General features: G+C 69.6%; 27 protein-coding genes, 1 tRNA gene and 1 pseudogene. 13 read left to right on the forward strand and 16 right to left on the reverse strand.

Annotation, left to right across the window (positions count from 1 at the left end):
* Positions 1 to 78: 78 nt before the first annotated feature.
* From ABZ953_RS21025 to snpA, 3 genes are all read right to left on the reverse strand, one after another.
* Positions 79 to 996 carry a MerR family transcriptional regulator gene (locus ABZ953_RS21025; RefSeq protein WP_361725971.1) on the reverse strand — a complete coding sequence of 306 codons (918 nt, stop codon included), beginning with the start codon at positions 994 to 996 and terminating at the stop codon, positions 79 to 81.
* Between the two features lie 128 nt (positions 997 to 1,124).
* On the reverse strand, positions 1,125 to 3,074 hold the full coding sequence (locus ABZ953_RS21030; protein ID WP_361725974.1) for a transglycosylase domain-containing protein: 1,950 nt from the start codon (positions 3,072 to 3,074) through the stop codon (positions 1,125 to 1,127).
* A 110-nt stretch (positions 3,075 to 3,184) separates the two neighbouring features.
* Positions 3,185 to 3,865, reverse strand: a complete 681-nt coding sequence (gene snpA / locus ABZ953_RS21035) for a snapalysin (protein WP_361725977.1) — start codon at positions 3,863 to 3,865, stop codon at positions 3,185 to 3,187.
* 354 nt (positions 3,866 to 4,219) lie between these two features.
* Here snpA and ABZ953_RS21040 point away from each other — a divergent pair, with 354 nt between their 5' ends.
* On the forward strand, positions 4,220 to 4,657 hold the full coding sequence (locus ABZ953_RS21040; protein ID WP_361725980.1) for a PPOX class F420-dependent oxidoreductase: 438 nt from the start codon (positions 4,220 to 4,222) through the stop codon (positions 4,655 to 4,657).
* Here the strand turns inward: ABZ953_RS21040 and ABZ953_RS21045 are convergent.
* A complete protein-coding gene (locus tag ABZ953_RS21045; protein WP_361725982.1) occupies positions 4,611 to 6,074 on the reverse strand; it encodes a cytochrome P450 in 1,464 nt (487 codons plus the stop codon). The genes ABZ953_RS21040 and ABZ953_RS21045 overlap by 47 nt on opposite strands.
* Positions 6,075 to 6,475: 401 nt before the next feature.
* Here ABZ953_RS21045 and ABZ953_RS21050 point away from each other — a divergent pair, with 401 nt between their 5' ends.
* Entirely contained in the window at positions 6,476 to 7,210 is a 735-nt protein-coding gene (locus tag ABZ953_RS21050; RefSeq protein WP_361725985.1) for a hypothetical protein, read from the forward strand.
* A 104-nt stretch (positions 7,211 to 7,314) separates the two neighbouring features.
* Here ABZ953_RS21050 and ABZ953_RS21055 read toward each other — a convergent pair whose 3' ends face one another.
* Positions 7,315 to 7,479 carry a hypothetical protein gene (locus tag ABZ953_RS21055; RefSeq protein ID WP_361725987.1) on the reverse strand — a complete coding sequence of 55 codons (165 nt, stop codon included), beginning with the start codon at positions 7,477 to 7,479 and terminating at the stop codon, positions 7,315 to 7,317.
* Between the two features lie 345 nt (positions 7,480 to 7,824).
* Between ABZ953_RS21055 and ABZ953_RS21060 the strand changes: the two genes are divergently transcribed.
* Positions 7,825 to 8,154: an ANTAR domain-containing protein gene (locus tag ABZ953_RS21060; protein ID WP_361725990.1), complete on the forward strand. Its 330-nt coding sequence runs from the start codon at positions 7,825 to 7,827 to the stop codon at positions 8,152 to 8,154.
* A gap of 74 nt (positions 8,155 to 8,228) precedes the next feature.
* On the opposite strand, the gene ABZ953_RS21065 is transcribed toward ABZ953_RS21060, so the two are convergent.
* Both ABZ953_RS21065 and ABZ953_RS21070 read right to left on the reverse strand, forming a co-directional pair.
* A complete protein-coding gene (locus tag ABZ953_RS21065; protein ID WP_361725993.1) occupies positions 8,229 to 8,648 on the reverse strand; it encodes a hypothetical protein in 420 nt (139 codons plus the stop codon).
* A 220-nt stretch (positions 8,649 to 8,868) separates the two neighbouring features.
* Positions 8,869 to 9,210: pseudogene (locus ABZ953_RS21070) on the reverse strand (Scr1 family TA system antitoxin-like transcriptional regulator); the annotation flags it as partial.
* A gap of 371 nt (positions 9,211 to 9,581) precedes the next feature.
* On the opposite strand from ABZ953_RS21070, the gene ABZ953_RS21075 reads away from it, so the two are divergent.
* Positions 9,582 to 9,956, forward strand: a complete 375-nt coding sequence (locus tag ABZ953_RS21075; protein WP_361725995.1) for a hypothetical protein — start codon at positions 9,582 to 9,584, stop codon at positions 9,954 to 9,956.
* Between the two features lie 355 nt (positions 9,957 to 10,311).
* Here ABZ953_RS21075 and ABZ953_RS21080 read toward each other — a convergent pair whose 3' ends face one another.
* The gene (locus tag ABZ953_RS21080) at positions 10,312 to 11,400 is read right to left on the reverse strand and encodes a DUF1152 domain-containing protein (RefSeq protein WP_361725998.1); all 1,089 of its coding nucleotides are present in this window, start codon (positions 11,398 to 11,400) and stop codon (positions 10,312 to 10,314) included.
* A gap of 81 nt (positions 11,401 to 11,481) precedes the next feature.
* On the opposite strand from ABZ953_RS21080, the gene ABZ953_RS21085 reads away from it, so the two are divergent.
* Together ABZ953_RS21085 and ABZ953_RS21090 are read left to right on the forward strand one after the other, a co-directional pair.
* The gene (locus tag ABZ953_RS21085) at positions 11,482 to 12,222 is read left to right on the forward strand and encodes a GntR family transcriptional regulator (protein WP_361726001.1); all 741 of its coding nucleotides are present in this window, start codon (positions 11,482 to 11,484) and stop codon (positions 12,220 to 12,222) included.
* Positions 12,223 to 12,319: 97 nt separating this feature from the next.
* Complete coding sequence (locus ABZ953_RS21090) at positions 12,320 to 12,763, forward strand: ATP-binding protein (RefSeq protein ID WP_361726004.1); 444 nt, start codon at positions 12,320 to 12,322, stop codon at positions 12,761 to 12,763.
* Positions 12,764 to 12,855: 92 nt separating this feature from the next.
* On the opposite strand, the gene ABZ953_RS21095 is transcribed toward ABZ953_RS21090, so the two are convergent.
* Both ABZ953_RS21095 and ABZ953_RS21100 read right to left on the reverse strand, forming a co-directional pair.
* The gene (locus ABZ953_RS21095; protein ID WP_361726007.1) at positions 12,856 to 13,428 is read right to left on the reverse strand and encodes a hypothetical protein; all 573 of its coding nucleotides are present in this window, start codon (positions 13,426 to 13,428) and stop codon (positions 12,856 to 12,858) included.
* Between the two features lie 114 nt (positions 13,429 to 13,542).
* Positions 13,543 to 14,211, reverse strand: a complete 669-nt coding sequence (locus ABZ953_RS21100) for an HAD family hydrolase (RefSeq protein WP_361726010.1) — start codon at positions 14,209 to 14,211, stop codon at positions 13,543 to 13,545.
* An 81-nt stretch (positions 14,212 to 14,292) separates the two neighbouring features.
* On the opposite strand from ABZ953_RS21100, the gene ABZ953_RS21105 reads away from it, so the two are divergent.
* The 5 genes from ABZ953_RS21105 to ABZ953_RS21125 all read left to right on the forward strand — a co-directional run bounded on the left by ABZ953_RS21105 (position 14,293) and on the right by ABZ953_RS21125 (position 17,234).
* Positions 14,293 to 15,495, forward strand: a complete 1,203-nt coding sequence (locus tag ABZ953_RS21105) for a helix-turn-helix domain-containing protein (protein WP_361726013.1) — start codon at positions 14,293 to 14,295, stop codon at positions 15,493 to 15,495.
* Positions 15,496 to 15,601: 106 nt separating this feature from the next.
* Positions 15,602 to 16,081 carry a hypothetical protein gene (locus ABZ953_RS21110; RefSeq protein ID WP_361726016.1) on the forward strand — a complete coding sequence of 160 codons (480 nt, stop codon included), beginning with the start codon at positions 15,602 to 15,604 and terminating at the stop codon, positions 16,079 to 16,081.
* Entirely contained in the window at positions 16,078 to 16,272 is a 195-nt protein-coding gene (locus ABZ953_RS21115; protein ID WP_361726019.1) for a hypothetical protein, read from the forward strand. The genes ABZ953_RS21110 and ABZ953_RS21115 overlap by 4 nt, the downstream gene beginning before the upstream one ends.
* Entirely contained in the window at positions 16,265 to 16,426 is a 162-nt protein-coding gene (locus ABZ953_RS21120) for a hypothetical protein (RefSeq protein WP_361726022.1), read from the forward strand. Before ABZ953_RS21115 ends, ABZ953_RS21120 begins: the two co-directional genes overlap by 8 nt.
* A 409-nt stretch (positions 16,427 to 16,835) precedes the next feature.
* Entirely contained in the window at positions 16,836 to 17,234 is a 399-nt protein-coding gene (locus tag ABZ953_RS21125; RefSeq protein ID WP_361726025.1) for a hypothetical protein, read from the forward strand.
* Between the two features lie 842 nt (positions 17,235 to 18,076).
* Here the strand turns inward: ABZ953_RS21125 and ABZ953_RS21130 are convergent.
* Together ABZ953_RS21130 and map are read right to left on the reverse strand one after the other, a co-directional pair.
* A tRNA-Arg gene (locus ABZ953_RS21130) sits at positions 18,077 to 18,152 on the reverse strand.
* A 132-nt stretch (positions 18,153 to 18,284) separates the two neighbouring features.
* On the reverse strand, positions 18,285 to 19,091 hold the full coding sequence (gene map, locus ABZ953_RS21135) for a type I methionyl aminopeptidase (protein WP_361726028.1): 807 nt from the start codon (positions 19,089 to 19,091) through the stop codon (positions 18,285 to 18,287).
* Between the two features lie 139 nt (positions 19,092 to 19,230).
* Between map and ABZ953_RS21140 the strand changes: the two genes are divergently transcribed.
* Positions 19,231 to 19,545 carry a helix-turn-helix transcriptional regulator gene (locus ABZ953_RS21140; protein WP_361726031.1) on the forward strand — a complete coding sequence of 105 codons (315 nt, stop codon included), beginning with the start codon at positions 19,231 to 19,233 and terminating at the stop codon, positions 19,543 to 19,545.
* A 3-nt stretch (positions 19,546 to 19,548) separates the two neighbouring features.
* On the opposite strand, the gene ABZ953_RS21145 is transcribed toward ABZ953_RS21140, so the two are convergent.
* On the reverse strand, positions 19,549 to 19,962 hold the full coding sequence (locus ABZ953_RS21145) for an organic hydroperoxide resistance protein (RefSeq protein WP_361726034.1): 414 nt from the start codon (positions 19,960 to 19,962) through the stop codon (positions 19,549 to 19,551).
* A 193-nt stretch (positions 19,963 to 20,155) separates the two neighbouring features.
* Here ABZ953_RS21145 and ABZ953_RS21150 point away from each other — a divergent pair, with 193 nt between their 5' ends.
* Positions 20,156 to 20,725, forward strand: a complete 570-nt coding sequence (locus tag ABZ953_RS21150; protein ID WP_361726037.1) for a MarR family transcriptional regulator — start codon at positions 20,156 to 20,158, stop codon at positions 20,723 to 20,725.
* On the opposite strand, the gene ABZ953_RS21155 is transcribed toward ABZ953_RS21150, so the two are convergent.
* From ABZ953_RS21155 to dhbC, 3 genes are read right to left on the reverse strand one after another with little or no spacing between them, the layout of a single operon-like run.
* Positions 20,688 to 21,323, reverse strand: coding sequence for an isochorismatase family protein (locus ABZ953_RS21155; protein WP_361726039.1), 636 nt, complete (start codon positions 21,321 to 21,323; stop codon positions 20,688 to 20,690). The genes ABZ953_RS21150 and ABZ953_RS21155 overlap by 38 nt on opposite strands.
* A 28-nt stretch (positions 21,324 to 21,351) precedes the next feature.
* Entirely contained in the window at positions 21,352 to 23,055 is a 1,704-nt protein-coding gene (locus ABZ953_RS21160) for a (2,3-dihydroxybenzoyl)adenylate synthase (protein WP_361726042.1), read from the reverse strand.
* Positions 23,052 to 24,257, reverse strand: coding sequence for an isochorismate synthase DhbC (dhbC, locus tag ABZ953_RS21165; RefSeq protein WP_361726045.1), 1,206 nt, complete (start codon positions 24,255 to 24,257; stop codon positions 23,052 to 23,054). Before dhbC ends, ABZ953_RS21160 begins: the two co-directional genes overlap by 4 nt.
* Positions 24,258 to 24,261: the final 4 nt, after the last annotated feature.

Consider the following 24,261-nt stretch of genomic DNA (forward strand, 5'->3'; position numbering starts at 1 on the left):
TCCCCCTCCATGTTTCCTCAGAATAGGTGCGGAGGAGGCCAAAGGCGCCTGCGCTGCACGCGGAGGGGGTACGCCCGGCTACCCGCCGGGGAACACCTGCACGACCGGGAACGCCACGTCGCACACCTGGTCATCGGGCCCCGTCCGCGTCCAGTCCGCGAAGTACACCTCACGGCACGGCCCGGCCAGGGCGAGCCCCTGCCCGGCGACCCATGCCTCCACCGCGTCGAACGCCGCGATGATCTGCGGATAGGAGACCTGCGCCTTGGTGATCCGGGTGTAGGCGAGCCGGTGCGCGGGCTCCACCCGGACCCGGACGTCCGACCCCCGGCCCTGCCGCGCCGCCCACGCGCGGGCGGCCCCCACGTCCACGACCGGCACACAGGACTCGGCGGGCCCGTCGCTCTCCTCGGTCACCTCGGCGTGGTAGACGACGAAGGGCGGGGCGGCGATGCCCCCGCACTCCTCGGCGGCCCGTTCCAGGCGTTCGGCGGAGGCACCGATCCAGGCGGACAGCTCCCCGCCGCGCACGTGCCTGGTCTCGCTGATGACGTACTGCTCCGGCACGTCCACGGTTCGCACTTCGAACGTCGCGTACAACTCGGCATTCCTTCCCGACAGTCGTCCACGGAGGTAGCGCGCGAGCGTCCGCTGCTCGGCGAAGCGCTCCTCGACCCCGGCCCAGTAGCCGTCGAGCGAGCGCGCCGCCCGCTCCCCGTCCAACTCCACGACCTCGGCGATCGCCGCGAGCGGCATGTCGAGGCGGCGCAGCAGCGCGACCGTGCGGGCGCGCTCGATCTGGCCGGGACGGTAGTAGCGGTACCCGCTGACCTCGTCGACGTGCGCGGGCGTCAGCAGACCGAGCCGGTCGTACAGCCGCAGCGCCTTCGGGGAGAGCCGCGCGCGGGCGGCGAACTCGCCGATGGACAGCAGGTCGTCGCCGTTGGACGTCAGATCGTCGCCGGCCCGCGCCGGTCGTCGTGGTGCCACGTTCACGGGGTCATCCTCCGTCATCGGGCCGGTCGGCCCGATGACGGAGAGGGTGGGGTCTGCCCCAGGGGCAAGGTCAACAGGGGCAAGGTCAACGGGGGCAAGGTCAAGGTCAACGGGGGCAAGGTCAACGGTCAGCTCCGTGAGCCCGCCGCGTACTCCTGCCAGATCCGGGGCGGGAGCACGTTTCCGCGCTGGGACTTCCTTCCGCCCACCCCCGACATCGGGAGCAGCTGCGGGTTGTCGGGGTCCAGGCGGAACAGGGTCACCGCCGTCGACAGGTCCTTCGTGAAGCCCGTGAACCAGGCCGACTTGAGGCGGTCCTGGTCGCCGGTGCGGCCCGCCGACACGTCCGTGCCCAGGTCCTTGCCGACCTCGCGCAGGGCGTCGGTGACCTGCCGGGCCACCTGCGGGTCAAGGGCGCGGCTGGCCGAGGGCGGGGTCAGTCCCGGCAGGCGCTCGCCGTCCCTGAGGGCCTTGGTCACCGAGTAGGGGTCGTGCCGGATTCCGTCGGCCGCGAAGGTCCCGTACGCGGTGGCCATCCGGATCGCGCTGGGCGTCGACGTGCCGATGGAGAAGGTCGGCTCCAGGCGGGCCATGCTCCGTCGCAGCATCCCGGCGTCGACGGCCGTGCGGCGGACCTTGTCCCGGCCGACGTCCGTGCCGAGGCGTACGTACGTCGCGTTGCCGCCGGAGGCCAGGGCCCGGCGGAGCGTCGGGTGGTCGGCGTCGGCGGCGCCGTCGGCGGGGCGCAGGGTGCCGTCGGTCGCGTAGTAGCTGTCGGCCAGGATGCTCGGCCCCAGATCGGGCGCTCGCGCGAGGTGGGCCTCGGTGGCCGGGACATCCCGTACCGCCATCCCGTGCTGCAACGCCGAGGCCAGCACGAACGGCTTGAAGGCCGAGCCCGCGGGGACGCCGGAGGTGTCGGCGTTGTTGGTGAAGTGCTCGGTGGCGTCGGGCCCGCCGTACAGCGCCACGAGCGCCCCGTCGGAGGGCCGCACGGAGGCGGCGCCGACCTGCACGTGCCGGTCGGCCGCGCGCTTCTCCGGGTCGGTGTCGCGGGCGAGGACGCGCCGCACGGCGCGCTCCAGACCGCGCACCTTGCCCTTGTCGAAGGTGGTGTGGATCTCGTAGCCGCCGCGGGCGAGCTCCCTGTCGGTGAGGCCGGTGCGCTGCTTGAGGTAGCGGTTGGCGATGTCGACGAGATAGCCGGTCTGGCCGCCGAGGCTGGTGGAGCGCGACTGTCTGCGCGGTTCGGGGAAGGTCCGGTACTTCGCCCGCTCCTTCTTCGTCATCAGGCCGACCCCGACCTGCCGGTCCAGGATCCACTCCCAGCGTTCCCGCGCCCGCTCGTGGTTGGCCGCGCCGACCGCCGGGTCGTACAGGTCGGCGCCCTTGAGCATGGCGGCGAGCAGCGCGCCCTGGCTGGGGTTCAGCTTCTTCGCGGGGATGCCGTAGTAGGCGTGGGCGGCGGCCTCGATGCCGTTGGCGCCGCGCCCGAACCAGCTGGTGTTGAGGTAGCCCTTGAGGATCTCGTCCTTGCTCTTCTTGCGGTCCAGCTTCAGCGCGATGACGAACTCCTTGACCTTCCGCGTGACCGTCTGGTCCTGCGAGAGGTAGGTGTTCTTCACATACTGCTGCGTGATGGTGGAGCCGCCCTGCGTCTCCTGCCCGCGGACCATGTTGACCCCGGCGCGGGCCAGACCCTTGGGGGAGACCCCGGAGTCCCGGTAGAACGTCTCGTTCTCGGCGGCGATCACCGCGTGCACGGCGGACGGGGCGATCTGGTCGAGCTCCACGTTCTGCCGGTTGACCTCGCCGGTGCTGACCATCTGGGTGCCGTCGGACCAGTAATAGACGTTGGCCTCGCGGCGGGCCGCCTCGTTCTCGTCCGGGATGTCCACGCTGACGTACACGCAGATGAAGAGCACGGCGACGGCGGTGACGAAGAGCCCCGCCGTGCCGAGGAGCTGGCGCCACGACGGGAGCCAGCGGCGGATGCCGCTCCTGCCGGTGCGCGGGTAGTCCACGAGCCGCCGTCGGCCGCGTCGGCGCGACTTGTTCTCCTGAGCATGTGTCCCCATGCCGGAGGAGAGTGCGCCGTACGCGGCCGGGTTGGCCCGGAGGCTGTTTGCGGTACGTAACAGCCCGCCGAGGGGAGGTTCGGTGGGCCGGCCGGGTCAGCGGACCTTCGTCAGCGGACCTTCGTCAGCTCGCCCTTTTCCTTGAGGGTGGCCAGGCCGTTGGCCCAGAGCTGGTTGACCCGCGAGCGCTCCTGGGCGTTCGGGTACGCGTTGGTGCAGGACGTGCCGGGCCCGCCACCGGACATCAGCTCACTGCACGGGCCCGAGTAGTGGTCGGGCAGACCGAGCACGTGACCCGTCTCGTGGGCCGTCACCCGCGTGGAGTTGTACTGCTGGTTCTGCCGGTAGTCCAGGAAGATGTAGCCGCGGCCGTGCCCGTCGGTCGAGGCGTACGAGCCGCGCGAGTCATTGCCCTCGCGGTACTGGAAGTTACCGGTCGAGCTGGTCTCCTGCAGCTTCACGTTACTGACCGAGGAGTTCCAGATCTGCGTGCTCTGGGATATCTGGCTGCGGAAGCTGGGCGCCCGGCTGGTGTTGTAGGTGACGGTGACGACCTGGATGCCGGGCTTCTCCGCCTGCTTCTTCAGGGCCGACTTCATGACGGCCGCGAAGAACTCCCGGTTCCCGGCCTCGTCGCCGCCCGTGTACGCCGACGTGCTGGTCGCGGCCGCGGGCTGCACGGACTCCACGGCGGGCGCCGGTGCGGCGAACGCCGTGGGGGCGGCGGCAAGAGAGGCCACGAGTGCGGCGGCGCCGAGGGTGGCGGCGAGGCTGGTCCTGGATCTGTTCATGGGGGTGTGTCCCTTCCGGGATGGCCCGAGGACGGGCCATGGGGGTGGCCGGGACGGACCGGTACGCGGGCGTGTCCGGGGTCCCGGGACAGGTGGCCTGCGGGTGCGGCCTCCGGTCGGGACGAGTATCGGGAGCGCGGGGCGTGTTCGTACCGATGCCATTTCGTGATAGCCCGATGACATCAACTGCCGTTAGGCGATCGGTATTTGCCGTTGCGGGGAATGGGTCGGGTGCGTTCGCGCTTCTCGTATGTGCTGCTAGTGCGTGCTGCTAGTACGCGCTGTTAGTGCGTGCTTCTCGTACGTGTTCCTCATACGTCCCCACCGATCCGCAACGCCCCCGGAGGCCCGCCCGTGAACGCCACCCCGCAGCCGTACGACCCCTACGAGCTCCTCGCGGAGAGCAGGCTCGGCGTCCTCGCCACGATCAAGGCGGACGGCCGCCCGCAGCTCTCTCCCGTCATGCCCTTCTACGACCGGGACGCGGGCGTCCTGCACGTCTCGATGACGGAGGGCCGCGCCAAGACGGTGAACCTGCGCAGGGACCCGCGGGCCACGCTGGAGGTCACTTCCCCCGACGGCCGCTCCTGGGCCACCGTCGAGGGCACGGCCACCCTCACAGGACCGGGCACCGACCCCCACGGCCCCGAGGTCGAGGCGCTGGTGCGCTACTACCGGACGGCGGCCGGGGAGCACCCGGACTGGGACGAGTACAGGTCGGCGATGGTGGCCGACCGCCGGGTGCTCATGACGATGACGGTCGACCGCGTGTACGGCGAGCGGATCGGCTGAAAACAGGTGCGTCCCGCGGGCTCAGGGTCATGCGGATGTCGTCCTCGGCCCACAGCACGAACCGTTCGACGGGCGCCACCTCGTGCCCCGGCACGGGCCGGAAGCGGAACCGCTTCAGCAGGACGGCCAGGGCGAGCTCGGCCTCGACCATGGCCAACTGGGCGCCCTCGCAGCTGCGCGGCCCGATCCCGAAGGGGATGTGGGCAAGGCGCGGCCGCTCCGCCACCGCGTCCGGGGTGAACCGCTCGGGCAGGAACCGCTCGGGCTCCGGCCAGTAAGCAGGGTTCATGTGGACCGCCCAGAAGGGGTAGAAGACGGTGGTCCCGGCCGGAACCTCGTACGCCCCCACGACGAGCGGTTCGGTCGTCTCCCGGGCGCCGTAGGGCCCCGGGGGACGGAGCCGCATCGACTCCTTCAGGACCATCTCCAGATACGTGAGGCGCCGCAGGTCGGCGTAGTCGGGCACGGCACGCTCGCCGAGGACCCGGTCCAGCTCCTCGGTGACGCGCTCGGCGACCTCGGGGTGGCGCCCGAGCAGATGCAGGGTCCAGGAGACGGCGACGCCGGTGGTGTGGTGGGCGGCGAGCATCGTCACCATGACGGTGTCGCGGATACGGGCGGGGGACATGCCTGCGTCGGCGAGGGCGCCGACGAGGTCGCTCCTGTCGCGGTGCGCGCCCTCCTGACGTGCGGGGCTCTGCCGGGCGGGGCCCTGCCGGGCGGGGCCCCGCCGGGCGGTGAGGACGCGGTCGACGGTGGCGCGCAGATACCCGAGCGCGCCCTCGACCCGTTTCGCACGGGCCTCCTGATCCCCCGGCACCTGGTACCGCTGCCCCAGGGACTCGGTGAGCACGGTCTCGAACGCGGCGATGACCCCGTCCGGATCGACGACGCTCGGGTCGTTACGGCCACGGCTACCGTTACGGCTACCGCTACCGCTCAGGTCGTCGCCGCCCAGCGCGTACGCACAGATCATCCGCAGCGACAGCGACGTCAGCTCCTTCTGCAGACCGACGGCCGCACCGTCGCCCAGCGCGCCCCAACGGTCCGCGAGCCCCTCCACCAACGCGACGAACTCCCCGAAGTGCCGCTCGTGCGAAGGCCGCCCGGCGAACACCTCCAACAGCACGCGGCGCCAGGGCGCGTGCTCCTCGGCGCCGATGACCTGCAGGTTCCCGGCCTCGCACAGCGGCGAGAGGAAGTCGAACAACGCCGCGGGCCGCTCGTCGAGCCGGGCGGTGGCCTCAAGGAGCACGGGATCGGCGATGGACACGGCGGTGCCCGCTCCCGGCAACTGGAACCGCACGACGGGCCCGTACTCCGCATGGAGCCACAACTGGTAGAGGTGCAGCCCGCCGGCCGCCCCGATGGCCCCGACCCCACCGTCGTCCTGCGGCTCGGGCCCAGGAATCCCCATGTCCACGCGTCAACCCCTTCCCTCACGCCGCACCGACACCCGCACCCGTGACCGGGTAACTGCCCCTCGCACGGGTCGCGTTCCCGACGGGCTCTGCGCGGAGGTGACGTCCGTCGGATTCAGGCCAGTAAACTGCGCCCGCTCAGAACCGGTTCAGAGCCGGTTCAGACATGCAGACGGACGAGGGAGAACGAACAGTGACACACGGGGGACACCAGGGCCGGGGCCCGCAGAACACCCCACACACCCCACACACCCCACCACAGGGCGGCGGCACTCCACACCCGTACATCCCGCCCCCAGCGGCGCCGTACCCCCCGACGAATCCGTACCGGGGCCCGTCTCCGTACCCTCAGCCGCGACCCGCCCGGCGCCGACGTTCCGGTCTCGGCTTCCTCTTCGTGTCGCCGCTCATCCCGGTGCTCCGCTCCGCCCGCCGCCGTGCAGAGGCGATCTTCAACCGGCCGGGCGCGGGCCACGTAGCGGACCGCCTCGTGTCCCGGGTCCAGCTGTGGCGCGCGCTCGCGGGTGCGGCGGCGACGCTCTACCTGATCTACACCTACGGGGCGGACGAGGGCTGGAGCGGTGTAGCCAATGACGGTGTCGTGAAACTGATCCTCGCCCCGTTGCTGCTGATCTTCACCGGCCCGCTGGTCGTCCTCGGTTTCATCCGTTACGTACCCGCCGAGCACCGGTCCGAGCTCCGCTCCCGCCTGCGCGCGCCGCTCAAGGCCGTGGGCTGGTACGTCGGGATCCTCGTCGGCGTGGGCCTCGTACTGGCGGGCAGCGCCCTGCTCCTGAAGCAGAACTACGGCGTGCTCCTGAACGGCCTGGTGGCGCTCGCCCTCCTGCTCGGCCTCATCTGGCTCCTGCCGTTCATGCTGTTCGCCTCGGCCTACGCGGCCCGCTACGCCTTCAACACGTCCACGGTGCACGCCGCGCTCCCGGCCGTGCTCACCGTCGTACTCGTCTGGGAACTGACGCTCTGCAGCGTCGCGCTCGAAGGCGGCCTGCCGCACGGCCCCCCGGCGGCACAGTGGTGCGCGGTCCTCGGCGGCCCGGTCTCGGTCACGGCGGTGGCCCTGTGGGAACTGCACCGCATGCGGACGCGCTACGGGGTCCGGATCCGCGCCTGACCCCCGGGCCTCGGCACGTGCGTGTGCCCCCTCTCCTCGTTCGGGAGAGGGGGCACACGCAGTTCCACATCAGCTGGGTGCCGACGCCGAGACGCTGGGAACGATCAGTCCAGGTCCATGTCGCCGAAGGCGGCAACGGAGGTCTCGGAGATGTGGGTGAGGATGTCGCCGCCGTGGCCGTCGAAGTCGTCGGCGGAGGCGGCACCCGCGCCGCCCAGGACGGTGAGGGCGGCGATTGCGGCGGCTGCGAAGACAGTGCGGATACGCATGTGGGGCCTCTCTGAGAGGGGTGAAGGGACACCACGGGCTTCCCCGAATTCGACGGGCGAGCAATCGCCCTGGGCCTCAAATCATCCGAACGGACGCCATGGCCCACAGGGCCGGAATCCCCTTGTCCCGCCCGGTACGCCACGCCATTTCCCCAGTACGACCGATCCTGACCGATCCTGACTGATCCACCCACACGAGTGACCCGCGACACCTCCGCCCGCTCACCACCCGCCCGCACTCATGCGGAGGCGGGGGGCTTTGCGCTGGTCGAGTGGATATCCGGCAGGATGGCGCCCATACGCTAACCGCGTACCGGTCCCCAGACCCCGCACCGGAGAGTCGATTTGAATGAGCCTGAGCATGTCGAGCAGTCAGCGAAGACCGTCGCGCACCTCGTGGAGCAAGTTGGCCAGTTGAAACGGGCCGTGGTGTCGCACGCCACGGTCGACCAGGCGATCGGCGTCGTCGTCGCCCTGGGGCGCATCTCCCCCGAGCAGGGGTGGGACGTCCTGCAAGAGGTGTCCCAGCACACCAACACCAAACTGCGCTCCGTCGCCGACCTCATCGTGGCGTGGGGCCAGGGCGGAGACCTGCCCCCCGAGGTGCGGTCCGCACTCGCGGCGGGCCTTGCCAAACGAACGGACGCGTCGTCGCCGGACGCCCCCGTCGAGTGAACCGGAAGAGGCCTGGTCGGAAGCGTCCGACCAGGCCTCAGTGCTTCAAGGTGCCCTTCAGCACTCCTCGGTGCTCAGTCGGTGTCGCGCACCCGGCGCACGGTCCAGATCTGGTTGGGAAGGACCTCGGGGGTCGTCACGTCGACCTGCCCGCCGAGGTACCTGGAACGCCACCTCAGGCCCTTCTCCGACAGAATGTGGATCCCGCCCAGGGTCTTCTCGAACGTCCATATCGAGGGCTGCCCGGAGTCGCTGACCCAGAGCCGGTCCTCGGCGGTCACCAGATGCAGTTCCTCCTGGTCGGCGAGGTGGATCCGGTACCCGGGCCCCTCGGGAAGAACCTCCCACTCCTGGAAGAACGGCTCCTGGAACGCGGCGGTGGTGACGGGGACACCATGGTCGAGTCGCTCCTGCCCCGACGTCACGCGGGCGAGGGATCCGATGATGTGGGCGTCGAAGGTGTAGACGCCGGGCGGAAGTTGGATCGAGGGCATGGTCAGTTCCTCTCGTTCCGTCTGGACCGACGACGAACGCCACCGGCCTGCGCCCCACCATCGCGGGTCACTCCCCACCCCAGACACCCCCAAATGCGGCCAAGCCCAGTAAGGCCGGGAGGAGTCGTAAGAAGAGTGACGAGAGGGATCGCCGACGCTGAGGAGTCCCGCTGTCTCCCGAGGGGTGCGGCTGACTCATGAGTACGCGTGACTGAGCCCCTCATGGGCGAACGGATCGCTGAGCACGGGTGATGACGGTTTGGGCGGCTGCCCCGTACACGGCGGATTCCTTGAGTGTGTGCCAGACACGGAGGTACGTGGCCACGTTGTCGTCATCGTCGAGCCACAGTTCCGCGTGCCAGTCTTCGGCGATGACGAGCCGATCGTCCAAGACCCAGAACCCATTGGCCGCCGGGACCTTCAGCGAGGCGGAGAGCGGGATGATGCCGAGGTGCACCGTGTCCATCCCGATGGTTCCCGCGAGCCTGTCGAGCTGACTCATCAGGACAGACGGTGAGCAGATCAGCGCGTGGAGAGCGGGCTCCCACACGAGGGCATGGAACTGGGAGCTCCCCACGCTCGCCGCGGTGTGCCTGCAGTCGCGTACGGCGCCCCCTCCATCCCAGAGTCAGAGCGCCCCCGCCGGAGGCATGTCCTTGCCCTATGTCGGTTCGTCGAGTGCTCGCCGATTGGCCTCGGCCCTATCCAGGTGCTTGAACCGGTAGAGAAAGTTGTAACTCACCGAGGGGGAGCCTGTGCTGCTCCAGGTGCCGGAAGTTGCAACGGTCCTCCTACGCTGACGTCATGGATTGGCTTCCTCTCGCTAGTGCGGCCCTCGGTGGCGTCATCGGCTCCGGATCGACCCTGCTTGCGGATCGACTGCGATGGCGCCGTGATCGCGAAGATCGCCAAAGTGATCTAGCTCGCGAGGAGGTGAACCGCAAGACAGCCCTCCGCCGTGAGATCTACACGCAGTACCTGGCTGCATTGTCTAAGGTGCGCAACGGTCTACGCGAAGTGGCCCATGCTCCGACTCTCTTTCCAGACGAGCGAGTTGATAGGGCCCGGGAGATCTTTCTCTCCTCAGGAGCGTACGAGCTGCGGTTTCAGATTCAACTCTCTGCATCCGCTGCACTAGTCGACCTTGCTGAAGACGCCTACAAGTCGCTGAGGACTCTGCGGACCCGGATTGAGAGTGGTGCATTGTTCAATAGTGAGCCGTACCTCGAAGCGCGCGATGCCTACCACGAGGCTTTACGGAACCTGCGTACTGGCATGAGGGTCGATCTCGGTGCGGAGCCCATCTGAACAGAGGATGCCCCGGGCGCTTATCGGGGCCCGGGGCTTCGTGGGGCACAGCCGTCTGCGCAGACGGGAGTGCAGTCTCGATGAGCTAGAGAAACCCGTAACACCATCTCGGGCTATGGGTAGTCGGACTAGTTGCCGTCTGGGTAGGTGATTCTGACGAGGCAGGGAAGTTCCGTCACTTAGGTCGGCGATGATGGCCTGCCAGCCCTTCGCTGGTCGACGCGAGCAGCGAATGCCTTGCCCGTTCTGCCTTCCAGGCGGGGTGCCTATCGGCCCTCCCGCTAGAGCGGTACCCCCTGGTGTTGGGCTCCAAGGAGGTCAGGGCCGCCTTGGCCCTGCCTGCGCTTCCCGCAACTCACCTGTGGTGAAGCTTCCACACAGATGCCGGGAGATGGCCGGTGTGCGCGGCGTTGAGGCGGGTGAGGTGTGGGAGTGCCTCGCTAGTGAGGCCCAGGGCCTCGGCGAGGTGGCGGACGGTTGTGTGTGTGGATCCCCGTGTGGTGGCGGCCTCTTCGAAGTCCTTGATCTGGGTCAGGAGATCGTGCGGGGCGGTACGGCCTCGCTGCTGCTGGAGCAGCCCTCGTGCCTTGGCGCGTTCGTAGTCGATCTCGGAGGTGCCGTAGACGGTGCGGCAGACTTCCTCTGCTTCGTCGAGCGTGGTCGTGGCGGTGATGGCCCGGGCGAGGCGGTTGGCAGTGAACGCGGCTGCCAGGTCGACCTGGTGGACGGTGGGGCCTTCGGCGGTGAGAGGGACCTGGAGTCCGGCGTCGCGGATCTCGCAGAGGCCTCGGGCGCCCAGGGCTGTGGCGGTGAGGAGGGCCGTCGCTTCGGAGGGGTGCCAGGTGAGTACGGGGGTGATGGATTGGGCGTGCTCGGGCGTGAAGGTGGTGATCAGGGGGCCGAGGCGTGGGCGGAGGACGTCTGCGGGGAGCTCGCCGTCGAGGCCGGGGCCCGCCACGAGGAGCCGTATGGGTGCCTCGGCTCGGGCGCAGGCCGCCAGGGTGAGGGCGTCGGCCAGGGGGCTGCGCAGGGTGGGTTCGTCGCCGTGGGCCAGGATGTCCCCGCCGACGTCCAGGAGGTCGATTGTCTCCGGGGTGAAGTGGGCGATCAGGTCGTTGAGTTGGCGGGTGATGCCCCTTGCGCCGCCGTACGGGTCGATCAGGGCGAAGGTGTGGGGGAGTTCGGCCGCGAGGCGGGGGAGTGTCGCCGCGTGCGGTGGCTTCAGCGTCGCGGTGCCGGGGACTGCCCAGACGTGGGGAGTGAGTTGGCGCAGGCCGAGGAAGTCGGCGGGGGAGCGCGGGCCCGGGACCGGGTCGATGATCAGGCGGTCCCAGGAGTACGTCAGGATCAGCGCCGGCTCGTCGTCCCCGTACAGGGCGGCGTGCAGCATCGCCGCCGCTACCGCGTCGCCGCCGCCTCCGGCCGCCACCATGAGCCGTTTCACGAGTACAGGGTAGGGGTGCGCTCTTTCCGTGCACACCTATAGTGGCTGCTGGTATTAGCCAGTCGGTGAAGGGAATGTCGCGTGCCCGAGATCGCTGAAGCCTTGCCCAAGTACCTGCAGATCGCCCAGTACCTGCGCGATCAGATTCTGCGTGGGGATCTCCAGGCAGGCGAGGAAGTGCCTTCCGAGCGGCAGTTGGCCGCCGACTGGAACGTGTCCCGGCCCACCAGCGCCCGCGCCCTGGAGGCGCTGCGGCATCAGGGGCTTGTCGAGAAGCGGCAGGGTTCGGGGACGTATGTACGTGATCAGCAGGTGCACCGGCGGGCGCGTGAGCGCTATGGGCGGGCGCGGCAGACCGGGCGGATCTACGGGCCGGGGGAGTACGCGGTCATCGCGTCGGCCGGATACGCCGAGGCACCCGACCATGTGGTCGAAGCGCTCGAACTGGGCGCGGTCCGTGCGGCTGTTCAGCGCCGACGCGTGACCAACTCGGCAGACGGGCCTGTCGAGGTATCCACGTCCTGGTTCCCGGCCGAGGTGGGCCGCAGGGCGCCCCGGCTCCTGGAGCCCGAGCGGATCCGGGAGGGAACGGTTTCGTACGTCGAGGAAGCCACCGGTCGGCGCGGCAGCTATGGCGAAGACCGTGTCTGCGCCCGGCTGGCCACCTCGGAGGAGGGTGACGAGCTCGGGCTCGAACTGCCCGCTGCTGTATTGGTAGTTCGTCATGTCGTCTACGACCTGCAGGATCGTCCGCTGGAGTTCGCGGAGGCCGTCTATCCGCCGGGGCGCTGGGCGTTCGAGCAGGGTTACCCGTTGGGGTGAGCGGAGGGTGGAGATTCTCCAGAAACCTTGCCGTCCAAAGTGGCCGATGCCACTATCCGGTAAGTGGCCTTAGCCACTTACCGGAAGGGGAAGCGCAATGACGCGCACCGACGGCAACTCCGGCGACGACGCCCTACTCCAGCCACTCGGCGGGATGGTCCTCCATCCCCTCCCGGAGTCGGTCGGGCGGGCTCGCCGCTGGTTCAGGAAGTTCACCGAGCCGCACGAACTCGGCTGCTCCATCGATGACTGCGAGCTGATGGTCTCGGAGTTGGTCACTAACGCCATCCTCTACGGGGAAGCGGACGAGCCCTGGAAGGTGCGCGTGCGCTGGTACCGCTTGGGCGAAACGCTGCGCGTGGACGTACACAATCCCGGCTGTCCCGCCCACGTCCGCCTGCGCTCGCCCGAGACCACGGAGGCTCACGGGCGTGGCCTGCTTCTTGTCGACGCGCTGGCCGATGACTGGTGGTCTGGCCCGAGTCAGGATGGAGGGACGGCTGTTGTGTTCCTCATGTACCGCGCCTTCAAGCATGACTGAGAGACACGGAGGCCCGCCAAGTCACTATTTCGTATGGGCACAGGCCCCCTCTCGCCTTCGGGCCGGAGGGGGCCTTTCGTCATGCCCTGTTGTTACCGTCGGAGGCGATATCCGTGGAGGTGCGCCTTCCCATCCGCAGGGGGCACGCCGAGCGCTTGGCCGAGGTCCTCGTCCGAAAGGCCGTCCGCCTCCGCGTTGAATGCGGCTTCGCGTGTGACTCGCTTGGTCAGCCTCTCCAGTACGTCTACGGCCTTGATAGCGGCGAGGGGCGCCTCGTCGGAGAGGCGTGCCAGTGATGCCTCGAGCTGATGGATAAGCGCGGTGAGTTCTACGGGCAGTGGGACCGTGTGGGCTTCTACGTCGGCGATGTGTTGGGACCAGTCGGCGCGCGGCTCAGGCGAAGGGAACACGGCGTCGAAGTCGTCAACGTTCTCCCAGGTGATAGCGCACCCGGTCGCTCCTCGCCATCCACAGGAGCAGGCGGCGCGGGCCCGCGTGGCTCGCGGACGGTTCAGAATGCCGCTGTATGCCCACCACTCGCGAGTCTTGTGGAAGTTGGCGCCGCTGCCAGGGTCTAGGTAGGCGGGCTCCGGCTCGGTGTCATCGTCGAGTACGGCGCCCACGTACCCCTCATGTGCGGCTCCGAACTGCTCCGTCGTCCACATGGGTGCCCCTTCTCATGCTGGTGCGGAGTTCCACCATGGCGAAGCCTGTGCCGTTATGCGGAGCGAATGCCGGAGATTCCCCCTTCCGCCTTCGGGCGGGAGGGGGCTCTTTCGTCATATCCCGATCGCGGCCATGGCCTGCTCTGTGTCGGCGAGTCCGTCGAGGACGGCCTCGGCGCCAGCTTCTTGCAACTCGGCTTGAGACGTCTTGCCCGTGGCGACCGCTACAACCCGCACACCAGCGCCGTGCCCGCCCGCCACATCGGCAGGGGTGTCCCCGAGGAACACGGCGTCCTCCGTCAAGATGCCCGCGCGGGCCAACGCGGCGCGCAGTAGCTCAGGCCGCTCCTCGCCGTCCTCCCCGTACGCGCCGTCGTCGAGGCGGAGGTGCGTGTCGAGGCCGAACGTCGCCAACTTCACCTCGGCGACCGTGCGAACGTTGCCGGTCACCACGGACTGCCGGACCCCGCGCGCGTCGAGCGCTGCCAGGACCGTGGCGGCGCCGGGCAGCGCATGACCGCGTTCGCGTACTTCGGCAGCCCGCCGCAGGTGGACGGCGCCGAGCGCGTCAGCGAAACGCGCGAACAGCTCATCGCTGAAGGGGATGTCGTGCAACTTCGCCGTCTCCCGCAGAATCACACGCTCCGTCGACCCGGTCACAGACGCCTGCTCACGCAGCGGCACACCCGTCACCTCCTCAAACGCGACGGCCCACAGCTCGCCGCCGAGCCCACGCATGGACATGAGCGTGTGGTCGATGTCCCACAGCACCAGCTTCGCCACGGTGCCCCCTCTCTCGGTGCATTCCCGTGTCCCCACCTTGCGGGCACCCTACGCTCAGAGAACAGAGCGAGGAGCGGGCGCATGGTTGCAGCAGACCTCCCGATCGGGGACCGGATCAAGCACTACCGCGGAGGCCGCCGACAAGATGCGGTTGCTGGGCTGGTGGGGATCTCTCCCGACTACCTGTCCCAGATCGAGCGCGGTCTCAAGGTGCCTTCGCTGTCCATCTTGTATGCCCTCGCGCAGGAGCTGGGAGTGCCCACTGCGGCACTGTTGTCGGACCGACCACCAGAGGACGAAGAGCCGACGGACTCTGCGGAGTCGGCGGTCGCCCGAGCTCTGCTCGGCTATGGGCCCGCCCTCAGTTCGGCGCCCGTCGCAGCTGCCGAGCTGAGAGACAGGGTGGAAGCCGCCTGGCAGTCCTGGCAGACCGCTGGCGACCGATTCACTCAGGCGGCCGAGGCACTGCCCCAACTGGTCGCCGATGTCGAGCACGCCGCGCGGGCAGCTCGGGGCGGCACCGATCCCGGAGAGCGCCGAAGCACGCTTCGTGCGGCCGCCGACCTGTACTGCCTGCTCCGCTCGTACCTGCGTCGTACCGGCCGCGTCGACCTTGCCACTATCGCGGCGGACCGGGCGATGCGCGCCGCTGAAGACGCTGACGATCCACTACGTATCGCCGCCGCTCAGTGGAACTTGGGGCACGTCCTGCTCGCAGCTGGCCAGCCTGCCGAGGCTGAGGAACTCGCGCTGCGGGCTGCTGAGGACGTTGCCACCGCGCAGATGCCGGATGTCGAGCGAACCGCGATGGCCGGCGCTCTCCAATTGGTGGCTGTGCTTGGGGCGTCACGTCGGCGCCGGTGGTGGGAGGCGCGTGATCGATTGGTCGAGTATGCGGCGCCCGCGGCCCGCGCGGTGCCCGACGTCAGCAACATCGGTTGGACGGTGTTCGGACCGACGAACATCGCGCTTCACGCCCTGTCCATCGAGATGGAGGCGGGCGAGACCGGCGAGGCTCTGCACACTGCGGACGCCATCGACATCAGTGGGTTGCCCTCGATCGAGCGTGAGTTCACCTTCGGGCTGGAGGTGGCCGCCTGTCACAGCCAGCGCCGGGATGACGCTGCCGTTTTGCTGGCCCTCCTCGGCTTGGAGGTCGTCGCCCCGGAGGATTTGGCTCGCACGCCGCTCGCGCGGCAGCTGGTGCTCACGGTGATTCGCCGGGCGCGAGCTATGCACGCGCGGCAGGCCGAGCAACTCGCGCAGCGGATGGGCTTGGTGTAGCTGACGAGCCTGTGGTCCACCCGAACTGTCAGCTCGGGCGAGCTGAGCACGGGCTGCCTACGGTCACCGATGTGAGGCACATCACCGCGACTGTGAGGCGTCCCTTATGACCACTCCAAGAGGCACCCCGGCGGCCTTCGACTGGCTCGCGCGTGCCCAGCAAGAGCCACAACAAGCCCACCGAGAGTGGCAGGAGCGCGGTAGCGCCCTGCTGCCGCTCGGCAAGAGGTTCAACTCGGTGTGCCTGCCCGCGCCCATCGTGTACGCGGGCGTCGGCACCGACGACCTCGACGTGGTGGCCCGGACGCTGGCCGAGCTGCTCTGCGGCCCGGTCATCCACAATGCCCCGCAGAACACGTACTACGCGCTGGTCGAGAAGTACCCGACGGCGCGATGGGCGTACCCCGACGAAGCCCCGATGCTGGGCACCGGGCACTTCCTCAGCATCCCCGCCTCCGACCTCCGCGGCCCGACCGGCCTGCACTGGGCAGTGCGGCCCCGCATCGTCGGCGACCTGTGCCCGGTGCCGTCCGTCGCCGCGCTCGTCCACATCGCCCGCAGCGCGCGCTCCAGGGGGCACCGGTGAGCCTCATGGAGAGGTCCGAGCTGGTGCAGCACGAGCAGGAGGTCTACGAGATCCTCCTCCTGCACACCGTGGAGTGCGCCACCTGCAGGGCCGAGGAGGACTGCACGCAGGCGACACGGATCCGGCGGGCGCTTCGAGAGACCCGGCTCGTCCTCCACCGCACCGCCGAGCATGCGGCCAGCGATGAGTGAGGGCCCGCGGTTCTGCTGGCGCTGCGACGAGCCGATCACCTGCGGTCAGACGGTGGTGACGGTCGTGAAGGTCTCCATGTCGGCCGGCGGCCGCAGCGTCTCGCTGCACGAGACGTGCCTGAAGCGGCCCACCTATGTACGCCGCACCCCCTGAACCTCGGCCCGCGACCTCGTCGGGAGCGCTGCGGAGTCGGGAAGGACGGCTCGCCCCACGCCGGCCACGGGGCGGGCCGTCACCAGCCACTGAGTGGAGAAGTGGAGAAGACCCCATGAGCATCACGGAAGGCGACCAGCCCGCAGGCTCCACCCTCGTGCCGTGCGGACCGTGCCTGCAGCAGCTCCTCACCGCGGACGTGGTGGAACTGCATGTCTGCGACGGCGGCACGTCACTGATCGTCGAGGAGGGGAACCTCCTCGTCGGCTGTGAAACGGAGTGCCCCTGCCGGTGTCAGCATGTCCTACACGCGGAGAGTCCTGCACTGCGAGCGGCGAGGGCAGTAGCCCGTGATCTGTCGGCGCCCGCTCATAGGATGGCTGAGCCGCCACGAGAGGAATGATCACAAATGCGCCCCGCCGCGTTCCAAGATTTTGCTGTCGACCTGCTGAAGAACTCGCCCGATGTCCAGCGTGTGCAGACCCTCGCCGAGGCAGGGGAAACCGCATATCCGTACGGCCTGGCCGTCACCGTCGCCGGGCGCGAGGTGCGGTGGCAGGTGTACGGCCAGCTCGCCGAGGGTGCGAAGCACGGCACCCCTACAGCGGACATTCAGGCAACGCCGGCGCCGGTCGTGGCCGCCCCGGTGACAGGCACGCCGGATGCCTGGCTGGCTGGCGTGGTCAGCGCGGCTGAGTCTCCTGAGATTGCGTCTCTCGACGCCTGGTCGCCCCGTGAAGGCGAAACTCAGCAGGGCGTGACGATCGTCTGGCACAACGGCGAGAAGACGTTTATCCGCAAGATTTGACCCTCCCCGCAGGCCTCTGGCCGAGCGGCGGAGTGCACCACACCAATCAGCACCATCCCACCACCCGAGGGAGAACTGATCATGTGTGACCACCAGCCCGCCCGCCGATTCGATCCCGGCCTGTGCTTTGGCGTGTGCCAGCAGTGCGGCACCTACTCCGGCGTCGAGACGGGACAGCCCATGCCGCCCCACCAACCCCACGGCGGCGGTCGCGAGATGTGTCCGGGTAGCGGCACCCCCGCCGGCTGACCTTCAGGGGGGCGCGGGCGTCGCTACACACCTCGTGTGAACGGAACGCAATCAAGTGCCATCTGCACACACTCCCGCCTCAGGGAGATCAGGTGTGAGACGACGGCAAATCTTCGGCGCGCCCCAGGACCCCGCCCGCGCCCTTCTGTCCAGCATCTCTGTGCGCCTCACCAGGCGACGATCAGCTAGCCCTGCGGCTCTGGCATATGCCGTAGGGCTAGAGGTACGGTCGGTAATAGAACATACGTTCACTCGAAAGGGCGATACCCTGGACCGGAACGACCTGTTACACATAGATGGATCACCCCCCACCTTGAACGTGCCGGAACCGTCCAACTTGGTACCCCCCTCGTGGCGGACCCGGCACTTGGGGCCGCCCCCTGCGCGCTTCAGTGCGGGGGCGGTCTGCGTCGGCGACGTCCGCAGCCCGGCGCCCATCTGCGGAAACGCAGAGATCGGTTGGGCGATATTTGGACGATGATCTTCGGTAGTTGCGGTGTAGTGAGACCGTTTGGGGCGGTAGCCAGGCTGCACACAACGAAGGCCCAAGACCGGAGACTTGCTCCGTGACCTGGGCCTTAGCCGTTCTGACCTGGTGCCCCCGGCAGGATTCGAACCTGCGACACCCGCTTTAGGAGAGCGGTGCTCTATCCCCTGAGCTACGAAGGCGGGGATCTGTCGGAGAGCGTGTTGAGCGCTTCCGGCAGTTCTGGTGGTGTGGGTCGGCCCGCGCCACCGCCGACAGTGTAGCGGGTGGAGATTTCGTGGGATCCGCCCTAGGTGGGGCTCGGGAGGTGGGGCTCAGGGCGTGGGCGGTGTCGGGGCGGTCGCGGCGAGGTGGCGGGGGCGGTGGGTGAGGACCAGGGGGGCGTCCTCGGTGATCGCGACCGTGTGTTCGGAGTGGGCCGTGCGGGAGCCGTCGGCCGAGCGGATCGTCCAGCCGTCCTTGTCGAAGATGATCTTGTTCGTGCCGCGGGCGAACCAGGGCTCGATGGCGATCGTCAGGCCGGGGCGCAGCTTCCAGCCGCGGCCGGGCCGGCCGTCGTTGGGGATGTGCAGGTCCTCGTGCATCGTGCGGCCGATGCCGTGGCCGCCGAACTCCAGGTTGACCGGGTAGCCGTACTCCGCGGCCACCGCGCCGATCGCCGCCGAGATGTCGCCGAGCCGGTTGCCCGGCAGGGCCACCTTGATCGCGGCCTCCAGGGCGACCTCCGTGGCCTCGATCAGCCGTACGTCCTCCGCGTCCGGGGTGCCGACGATCACGGTGTGGGCCGAGTCCGCGGACCAGCCGTCGATGGTCACGGCCATGTCCATGGTCAGCACATCGCCGTCGCGCAGCTTGTACTTGTGCGGCAGGCCGTGCAGCACCGCGTCGTTGACCGAGAGGCACACCACGTTGCGGAAGGGGCCCTTGCCGAACGAGGGCGCGTAGTCCCAGTAGCAGGACTCCGCGCCGCGTTCCTTGATGCGGCGGCGGGCGTGATGCTCCAGGTCCATCAGGTCGACCCCGACCGCGGCGAGGTCGCCGAGCTCCTCAAGGACCTGGCCGACGAAGCGGCCGGTCACATGCATGCGCTCGATGTCCTTGGGCGACTTGTGCTCGATCACTGCGATCCTCGTTTTCCGCGGGGCCGGTCGGCATTCTTCGGCCGGTATAAAGCTACCGGTATAGTTTGACCGGTAAAGTTATACCAGAACCTGGGCGGCGTGGTTGCCGCTCGAACTACGGCGCCCCTACCCTGTCCGCATGGTTCGCCACCCGCTCGCCCCCGAACAGATCGAGGCGGGCCGACGCCTCGGGGCCGCGCTGCGTGCTGCCCGGGCCGGGCGTAGCCCCGTCGACGTGGCCCTCGCGGCGGATATCTCGCCCGAGACGCTCCGTAAGATCGAGACCGGTCGGCTGCCTACGCCTGCGTTCGGCACCGTCGTCCGGCTCAGTGAGGTCCTCGGTGTGCCGCTGGCCGAGCTCGCCCGCGTCTGGCGCGTGGCCCCGGCCTCCGCCTCGACCTCGACCTCGACCTCCGCCTCCGCCTCCGCCTCGACCTCGGCCGTGGGCGCGTAGGTCCTACTCGATCACCAGCTCCACCGGGATGTTGCCGCGGGTCGCCTTGGAGTAGGGGCAGAAGGCGTGCGTCTTGTTCAGGAGGTCCTCGCCCGCGGGGCCCTGCAGGTGGTCCGGGAGCTCGGCCCGCATCACCACGGCGAGACCGAACCCGCCGTCGGTGTCCTTGCCGATGCTGACCTCGGCCGTCACTGAGACGTCCGTGATGTCGATCTTCTCCTGGCGCGCGACGTTGCTCATCGCGCTGGCGAAGCATGCCGCATACCCGGCGGCGAAGAGCTGCTCGGGGTTGGTGCCCTGATCGTTGCCGCCCAGGGCCGTGGGGAGGCCGAGCCGCAGGTCGATCTGGCCGTCGGAGCTGACGGCGCGGCCCTCGCGGCCGTTGGCGGTGGCTACTGCGGTGTACAGCGCGTCCATGGTGGTCCTCTTTCCGTTCGTCCCGGCTATCCCGGCTATCCCGGCTATCCCGGCTATCCCGGCCATGCCGTTCATCGCGTTCGGTGCCGGGTGGCTGCGTCTGCTTACGAGTAGAGCACGCTAGTTAGTTGTGTGCAACTTAGTTGCGCACAATTTAATTGGGTGTGGTGATGGCGGCTTGTAGGCTGGGAGTATGGATGACGACCTACGGGACGAGGACTTTCTCCGGCTCGACGAGCAGATCTGCTTCTCGCTGCACGCGGCTGCCCGCGCCTTCAACGGCGTCTACCGCACCGCGCTGAAGGAGCTGGGGCTGACCTATCCCCAGTACCTGGTGATGCTCGTGCTCTGGGAGCATGACGAGCTGCCCGTCAAGAAGATCGGGGAGCGGCTGCGGCTCGACTCCGGGACGCTCTCGCCGCTGCTCAAGCGGCTTGAGGCGACGGGGTACGTGGAGCGGCGGCGGAGCCCGGAGGACGAGCGGTCCGTGGCCGTCCGGCTCACCGACGAAGGCATCGCCCTCCGCGAGAAGGCCCGGGGCGTGCCCCGCGCCATCGCCGAGTCCACCGGGCTGTCCCTCGGCGAGGTGCGGGATCTCCGTACTCGGCTCAACGCGCTGACCGCCGCACTCGACGGTGCCGAAGCGCGTGCGGGAGCGAGTGCCGAAGCGGGTGCCCAAGCGGGTGCCCAAGCGAGTGCCGGACGGCGGTCCGGGGATCAGCCCCCTACGCCTCCGGCGCGAACACCGCCCCCGTCGTCGTGACGACCGCGCACTTGCCCGCCGCCCAGCGCAGCGCCATCGCGTGGTCGTCCGCCGAGAAGTCCGCCACCGCGTCCGCGACCACGAACGCCTGGATGTCCTGCATCCACGCGTCGCACGCCGTCATCAGGACGCCGATGTGGGCGTAGACGCCGGTGATGATCAGCTGGTCGCGGCCCTGTTCGCGCATCCGCTCCAGGAGGTCGGTGCGGACGAAGCCGCTGTACTTCCACTTCGTGAGCACCGTGTCGGCGGGCGCCGGGCCGATCTCCGCCGCGATCGCCGCCGCGTGCGCGTCGTCGGGCAGGCCCGGACCCCAGAAGTCCTGCTGGAGCCCGCGCTCGGCGGGGGTCTGGCCGCCGGGCTGCGCGGTGTGCACGACCGGGACGCCGAGGTGGTCCGCCGACCGCTTCAACTCCGCTACGTGGGCGAGGAGTTCCGGCACGGGTGACGCCGTCCGGTCGTACGCCGAGAGGAAGTAGTTCTGCAGGTCGTGCACGAGGAGCACGGCGCGGGACGGGTCGACCTTCCAGTCGACGCGGTTGGTCGGCAGCTCGTCGCGCGACGGCATCGGATAGGGGGTGATGGCGGGGAGGGCCATGGTGGCGGGCGTTCCGTTCGGGTTGGGCTTACGGGGCCGGAGAGGGGGAGGGAGTGGCAGGCGCGGGCGTCCGTGGGGCGGCCGCTCGCAGGTCCTTCTTGGAGATCTTGCCTACCCCGGTGTGCGGGAAGACCTCCACGAACTCGACGCGGTCCGGCACCTTGTAGGCCGCCAGGCCCCGCTCCCGCACGAACTTCCTGATGGCGGCCGGCTTCAGCGGCTCGGTGCCCGCCCGCAGGACCACGTACGCGCACGTCCGCTCGCCCAGATACGCGTCGGGCTCGGCGACCACGTTCGCGTCGTGCACGGACGGGTGGGCGAGGATGTGGTTCTCCACCTCCTCGGCCGCGATCTTCTCGCCGCCCCGGTTGATCTGGTCCTTCGCCCGGCCCTCGACGACGATGTGGCCGGTCTCGGTGAGGCGGACGACATCGCCCGTGCGGTAGAAGCCGTCCACCGTGAAGGAGCGGGCGTTGTGCTCGGGAGCCTTCCAGTAGCCGCGGATCGTGTACGGGCCGCGGGTCAGCAGGTGGCCCGTCTCGCCTACCGGCAGGTCGTTGTCCTCGTCGTCGACGACACGGATCTCGTCGTCCGGCGAGATCGGCCGGCCCTGCGTGGTGACGATCGTCTCCGCGGAGTCGTCCAGGCGCGTGTAGTTGACCAGGCCCTCCGCCATGCCGAAGACCTGCTGCAGCGTGCAATCCAGCGCGGGCTTCACCCGGCGCGCCGCCTCCTCGCTGAACTTTGCGCCGCCGACCAGGAGCACCTCCAGGCTGCTCAGGTCGTACGCGGTCGACGGCGCCGCCTCCGTCCAGAGCAGGGCGAGCGGCGGGACCAGGCCGGTGATGGTGACTCCCTCGGCCTCGATGAGGGGGAAGGCGGTCTCGGGGCTGGGCTGCGGGCAGAGCACGACGCGGGCGCCCGCGTACAGCGCGCCGAGCGAACCCGGCGAGGAGAGCGGGAAGTTGTGGGCCGCGGGGAGGGCCACGAGGTAGACGCTGTTCTCGTCGACCGCGCAGAGCTCGTTCGAGCCGCGCAGTGAGTAGATGTAGTCGTCGTGGGTGCGGGGGATCAGCTTCGGGACGCCTGTGCTGCCGCCGGAGAGCTGGAGGAACGCCAGGTCGGACGGGGCGGGCGGGGAAGGGGCGGGCGGGGAAGGGGTTGGGGTTGGGGTAGGGGTAGGGGTAGGGGCCGTGGCCACGTCGGGCAGCGCCTCGAACGGGCCCGCGTCGCCGATCGCCACGAACACGTGCTTCAGCGTGGGGACTTCGTCGATCAGCTTCGCCGCCAGGCCGCGGTAGTCGAAGCCGCCGAGCTCCTGCGGGATGACGTACGCCACCGCCTCGGTGAACTCGCAGAAGTAGCGGATCTCCGTCTCGCGGTGCGCGGGCAGCGCGAAGACCGGCAGTGCGCCGATGCGGAACAGGGCGAAGACCGTCTCGAAGAACTCGGCGACGTTGGGCAGTTGGACGACCACCTTGTCGCCCTTGCCGATGCCCCTCGCGAGCAGGCCCGCGGCCAAGTGGTCTGATCGGCGGTCCAGTTCGCCGTATGTCCAGCGTCGCGATGTCGGCCCGCCGGGGTCCACGATCGCTATGCGGTCCGGGTGCTCTGCCGCGCGCTCGCGCAGCATCCCGCCGAACGTCTCGCCCCGCCACCAGCCCGCTGCGCGGTAGCGGTCCGCGAACTCCTGCGGCCAGGTGGGTGCTTCCGGTGTGATGCCTGCGCTCACAGCTCTACTCCCACCGCGTTCAGGAACGTACGGAACTTCGCGCCCGTCTCGGCCGTCTCCGCCGCCGGGTCCGACGCGGCGACCACGCCCGCACCCGCGTACAGCCGCAGACCGCGCTCCTCGGCCTCGGCGCAGCGGATCGTCACGACCCACTCGCCGTCGCCGTTCGCGTCGCCCCAGCCGACCACTCCCGTGAAGAAGCCGCGGTCGAACGGTTCCGTCTCGCGGATCACCTCGCGCGCGGTCGCCGTCGGCGTGCCGCAGACCGCGGGGGTGGGGTGCAGCGCGCAGGCCAGTTCGAGGGCGGACGCGTCGGGGTCGGTGAGGGTGCCGGTCACCGTGGTGGACAGGTGCCACATGGCCGCTGTGCGGACGAGCGTGGGGCGGGGTGGGACGCTCAGGTCGGTGCAGAAGGTGGCGAGCGCCTGGTGCACGCCGTCCACCACGACGGAGTGTTCGTGCAGGTCCTTGGCCGACTCCAGGAGGGCGGCGGCCCGGCGCACGTCCTCGGCGAGGTCGTCGCTGCGCGGTGTCGAGCCCGCGAGGGGGTTCGCGACGACCTTGTTGCCGCGGCGCGAGACGAGCAGTTCGGGGCTGGCGCCGATGAGGGTGCGGCCCGGGGTCGTCGGCAGCGCGAAGGTGTAACCGTTGGGGTCGCGGCGGGCCAGGCGTTGGAGCATCGCGGGGAGGTCCAGCGGGGTGGGCGCGGTGAGTTCGAGGGTGCGGGCGAGGACGACCTTGCTGAAGTCGCCGCGCCACATGCGGTCCACGGCGGCGGCCACCCCGGCCCCGTACTCCTCGGGGGAGGGCACCGGGCGCAGCTGCCAGCCCGCGGGGTCCGGCGTTTCGGTGGGCAGCGCGATCAGGGGGTCCGCGGCGAGCGGGGGCGCGGTGCGCAGGGTTTCGGGGACGGTCAGTGCGGCGGGGGCCGTGTGGTCGAAGGGGACCGCGCCGACGACGTACGGCTCGTTGATTCCGGCGCGGCGGGCGGCGGCCAGGGTGGTGGCCACGCGCTCGGGCAACGGTCTCTCGTCGTGCGGTACTTCGGCGTGTACGCCGTCGGTGAGCAGGGTCCGGGTGGGCGTCGCCAGGAACCGTTCCCCGGGGGTGTAGGCGGCGAGGAGCGCGGTGGCCGCTCCTACGACAGGGTGGGCCTGCTCGGCCGTCGTGACGTGAGTGGCTACCTGGGGTGCCGTCGACACGGGG

The organism is Streptomyces sp. NPDC046465 (assembly GCF_040646035.1).
In the GTDB taxonomy this organism is placed as follows: Bacteria; Actinomycetota; Actinomycetes; order Streptomycetales; family Streptomycetaceae; genus Streptomyces.

Excerpts from the sequence above, each read along its gene's own strand:
- ABZ953_RS21030 (WP_361725974.1), bottom strand. The coding sequence starts at position 3,074 with ATGGGGACACATGCTCAGGAGAACAAGTCGCGCCGACGCGGCCGACGG.
- snpA (WP_361725977.1), bottom strand. The coding sequence starts at position 3,865 with ATGAACAGATCCAGGACCAGCCTCGCCGCCACCCTCGGCGCCGCCGCA.
- ABZ953_RS21045 (WP_361725982.1), bottom strand. The coding sequence starts at position 6,074 with ATGGGGATTCCTGGGCCCGAGCCGCAGGACGACGGTGGGGTCGGGGCC.
- ABZ953_RS21055 (WP_361725987.1), bottom strand. The coding sequence starts at position 7,479 with ATGCGTATCCGCACTGTCTTCGCAGCCGCCGCAATCGCCGCCCTCACC.
- ABZ953_RS21065 (WP_361725993.1), bottom strand. The coding sequence starts at position 8,648 with ATGCCCTCGATCCAACTTCCGCCCGGCGTCTACACCTTCGACGCCCAC.
- ABZ953_RS21090 (WP_361726004.1), top strand. The coding sequence starts at position 12,320 with ATGACGCGCACCGACGGCAACTCCGGCGACGACGCCCTACTCCAGCCA.
- ABZ953_RS21095 (WP_361726007.1), bottom strand. The coding sequence starts at position 13,428 with ATGTGGACGACGGAGCAGTTCGGAGCCGCACATGAGGGGTACGTGGGC.
- ABZ953_RS21105 (WP_361726013.1), top strand. The coding sequence starts at position 14,293 with ATGGTTGCAGCAGACCTCCCGATCGGGGACCGGATCAAGCACTACCGC.
- ABZ953_RS21110 (WP_361726016.1), top strand. The coding sequence starts at position 15,602 with ATGACCACTCCAAGAGGCACCCCGGCGGCCTTCGACTGGCTCGCGCGT.
- ABZ953_RS21120 (WP_361726022.1), top strand. The coding sequence starts at position 16,265 with ATGAGTGAGGGCCCGCGGTTCTGCTGGCGCTGCGACGAGCCGATCACC.
- ABZ953_RS21125 (WP_361726025.1), top strand. The coding sequence starts at position 16,836 with ATGCGCCCCGCCGCGTTCCAAGATTTTGCTGTCGACCTGCTGAAGAAC.
- ABZ953_RS21140 (WP_361726031.1), top strand. The coding sequence starts at position 19,231 with ATGGTTCGCCACCCGCTCGCCCCCGAACAGATCGAGGCGGGCCGACGC.
- ABZ953_RS21145 (WP_361726034.1), bottom strand. The coding sequence starts at position 19,962 with ATGGACGCGCTGTACACCGCAGTAGCCACCGCCAACGGCCGCGAGGGC.
- ABZ953_RS21150 (WP_361726037.1), top strand. The coding sequence starts at position 20,156 with ATGGATGACGACCTACGGGACGAGGACTTTCTCCGGCTCGACGAGCAG.
- ABZ953_RS21155 (WP_361726039.1), bottom strand. The coding sequence starts at position 21,323 with ATGGCCCTCCCCGCCATCACCCCCTATCCGATGCCGTCGCGCGACGAG.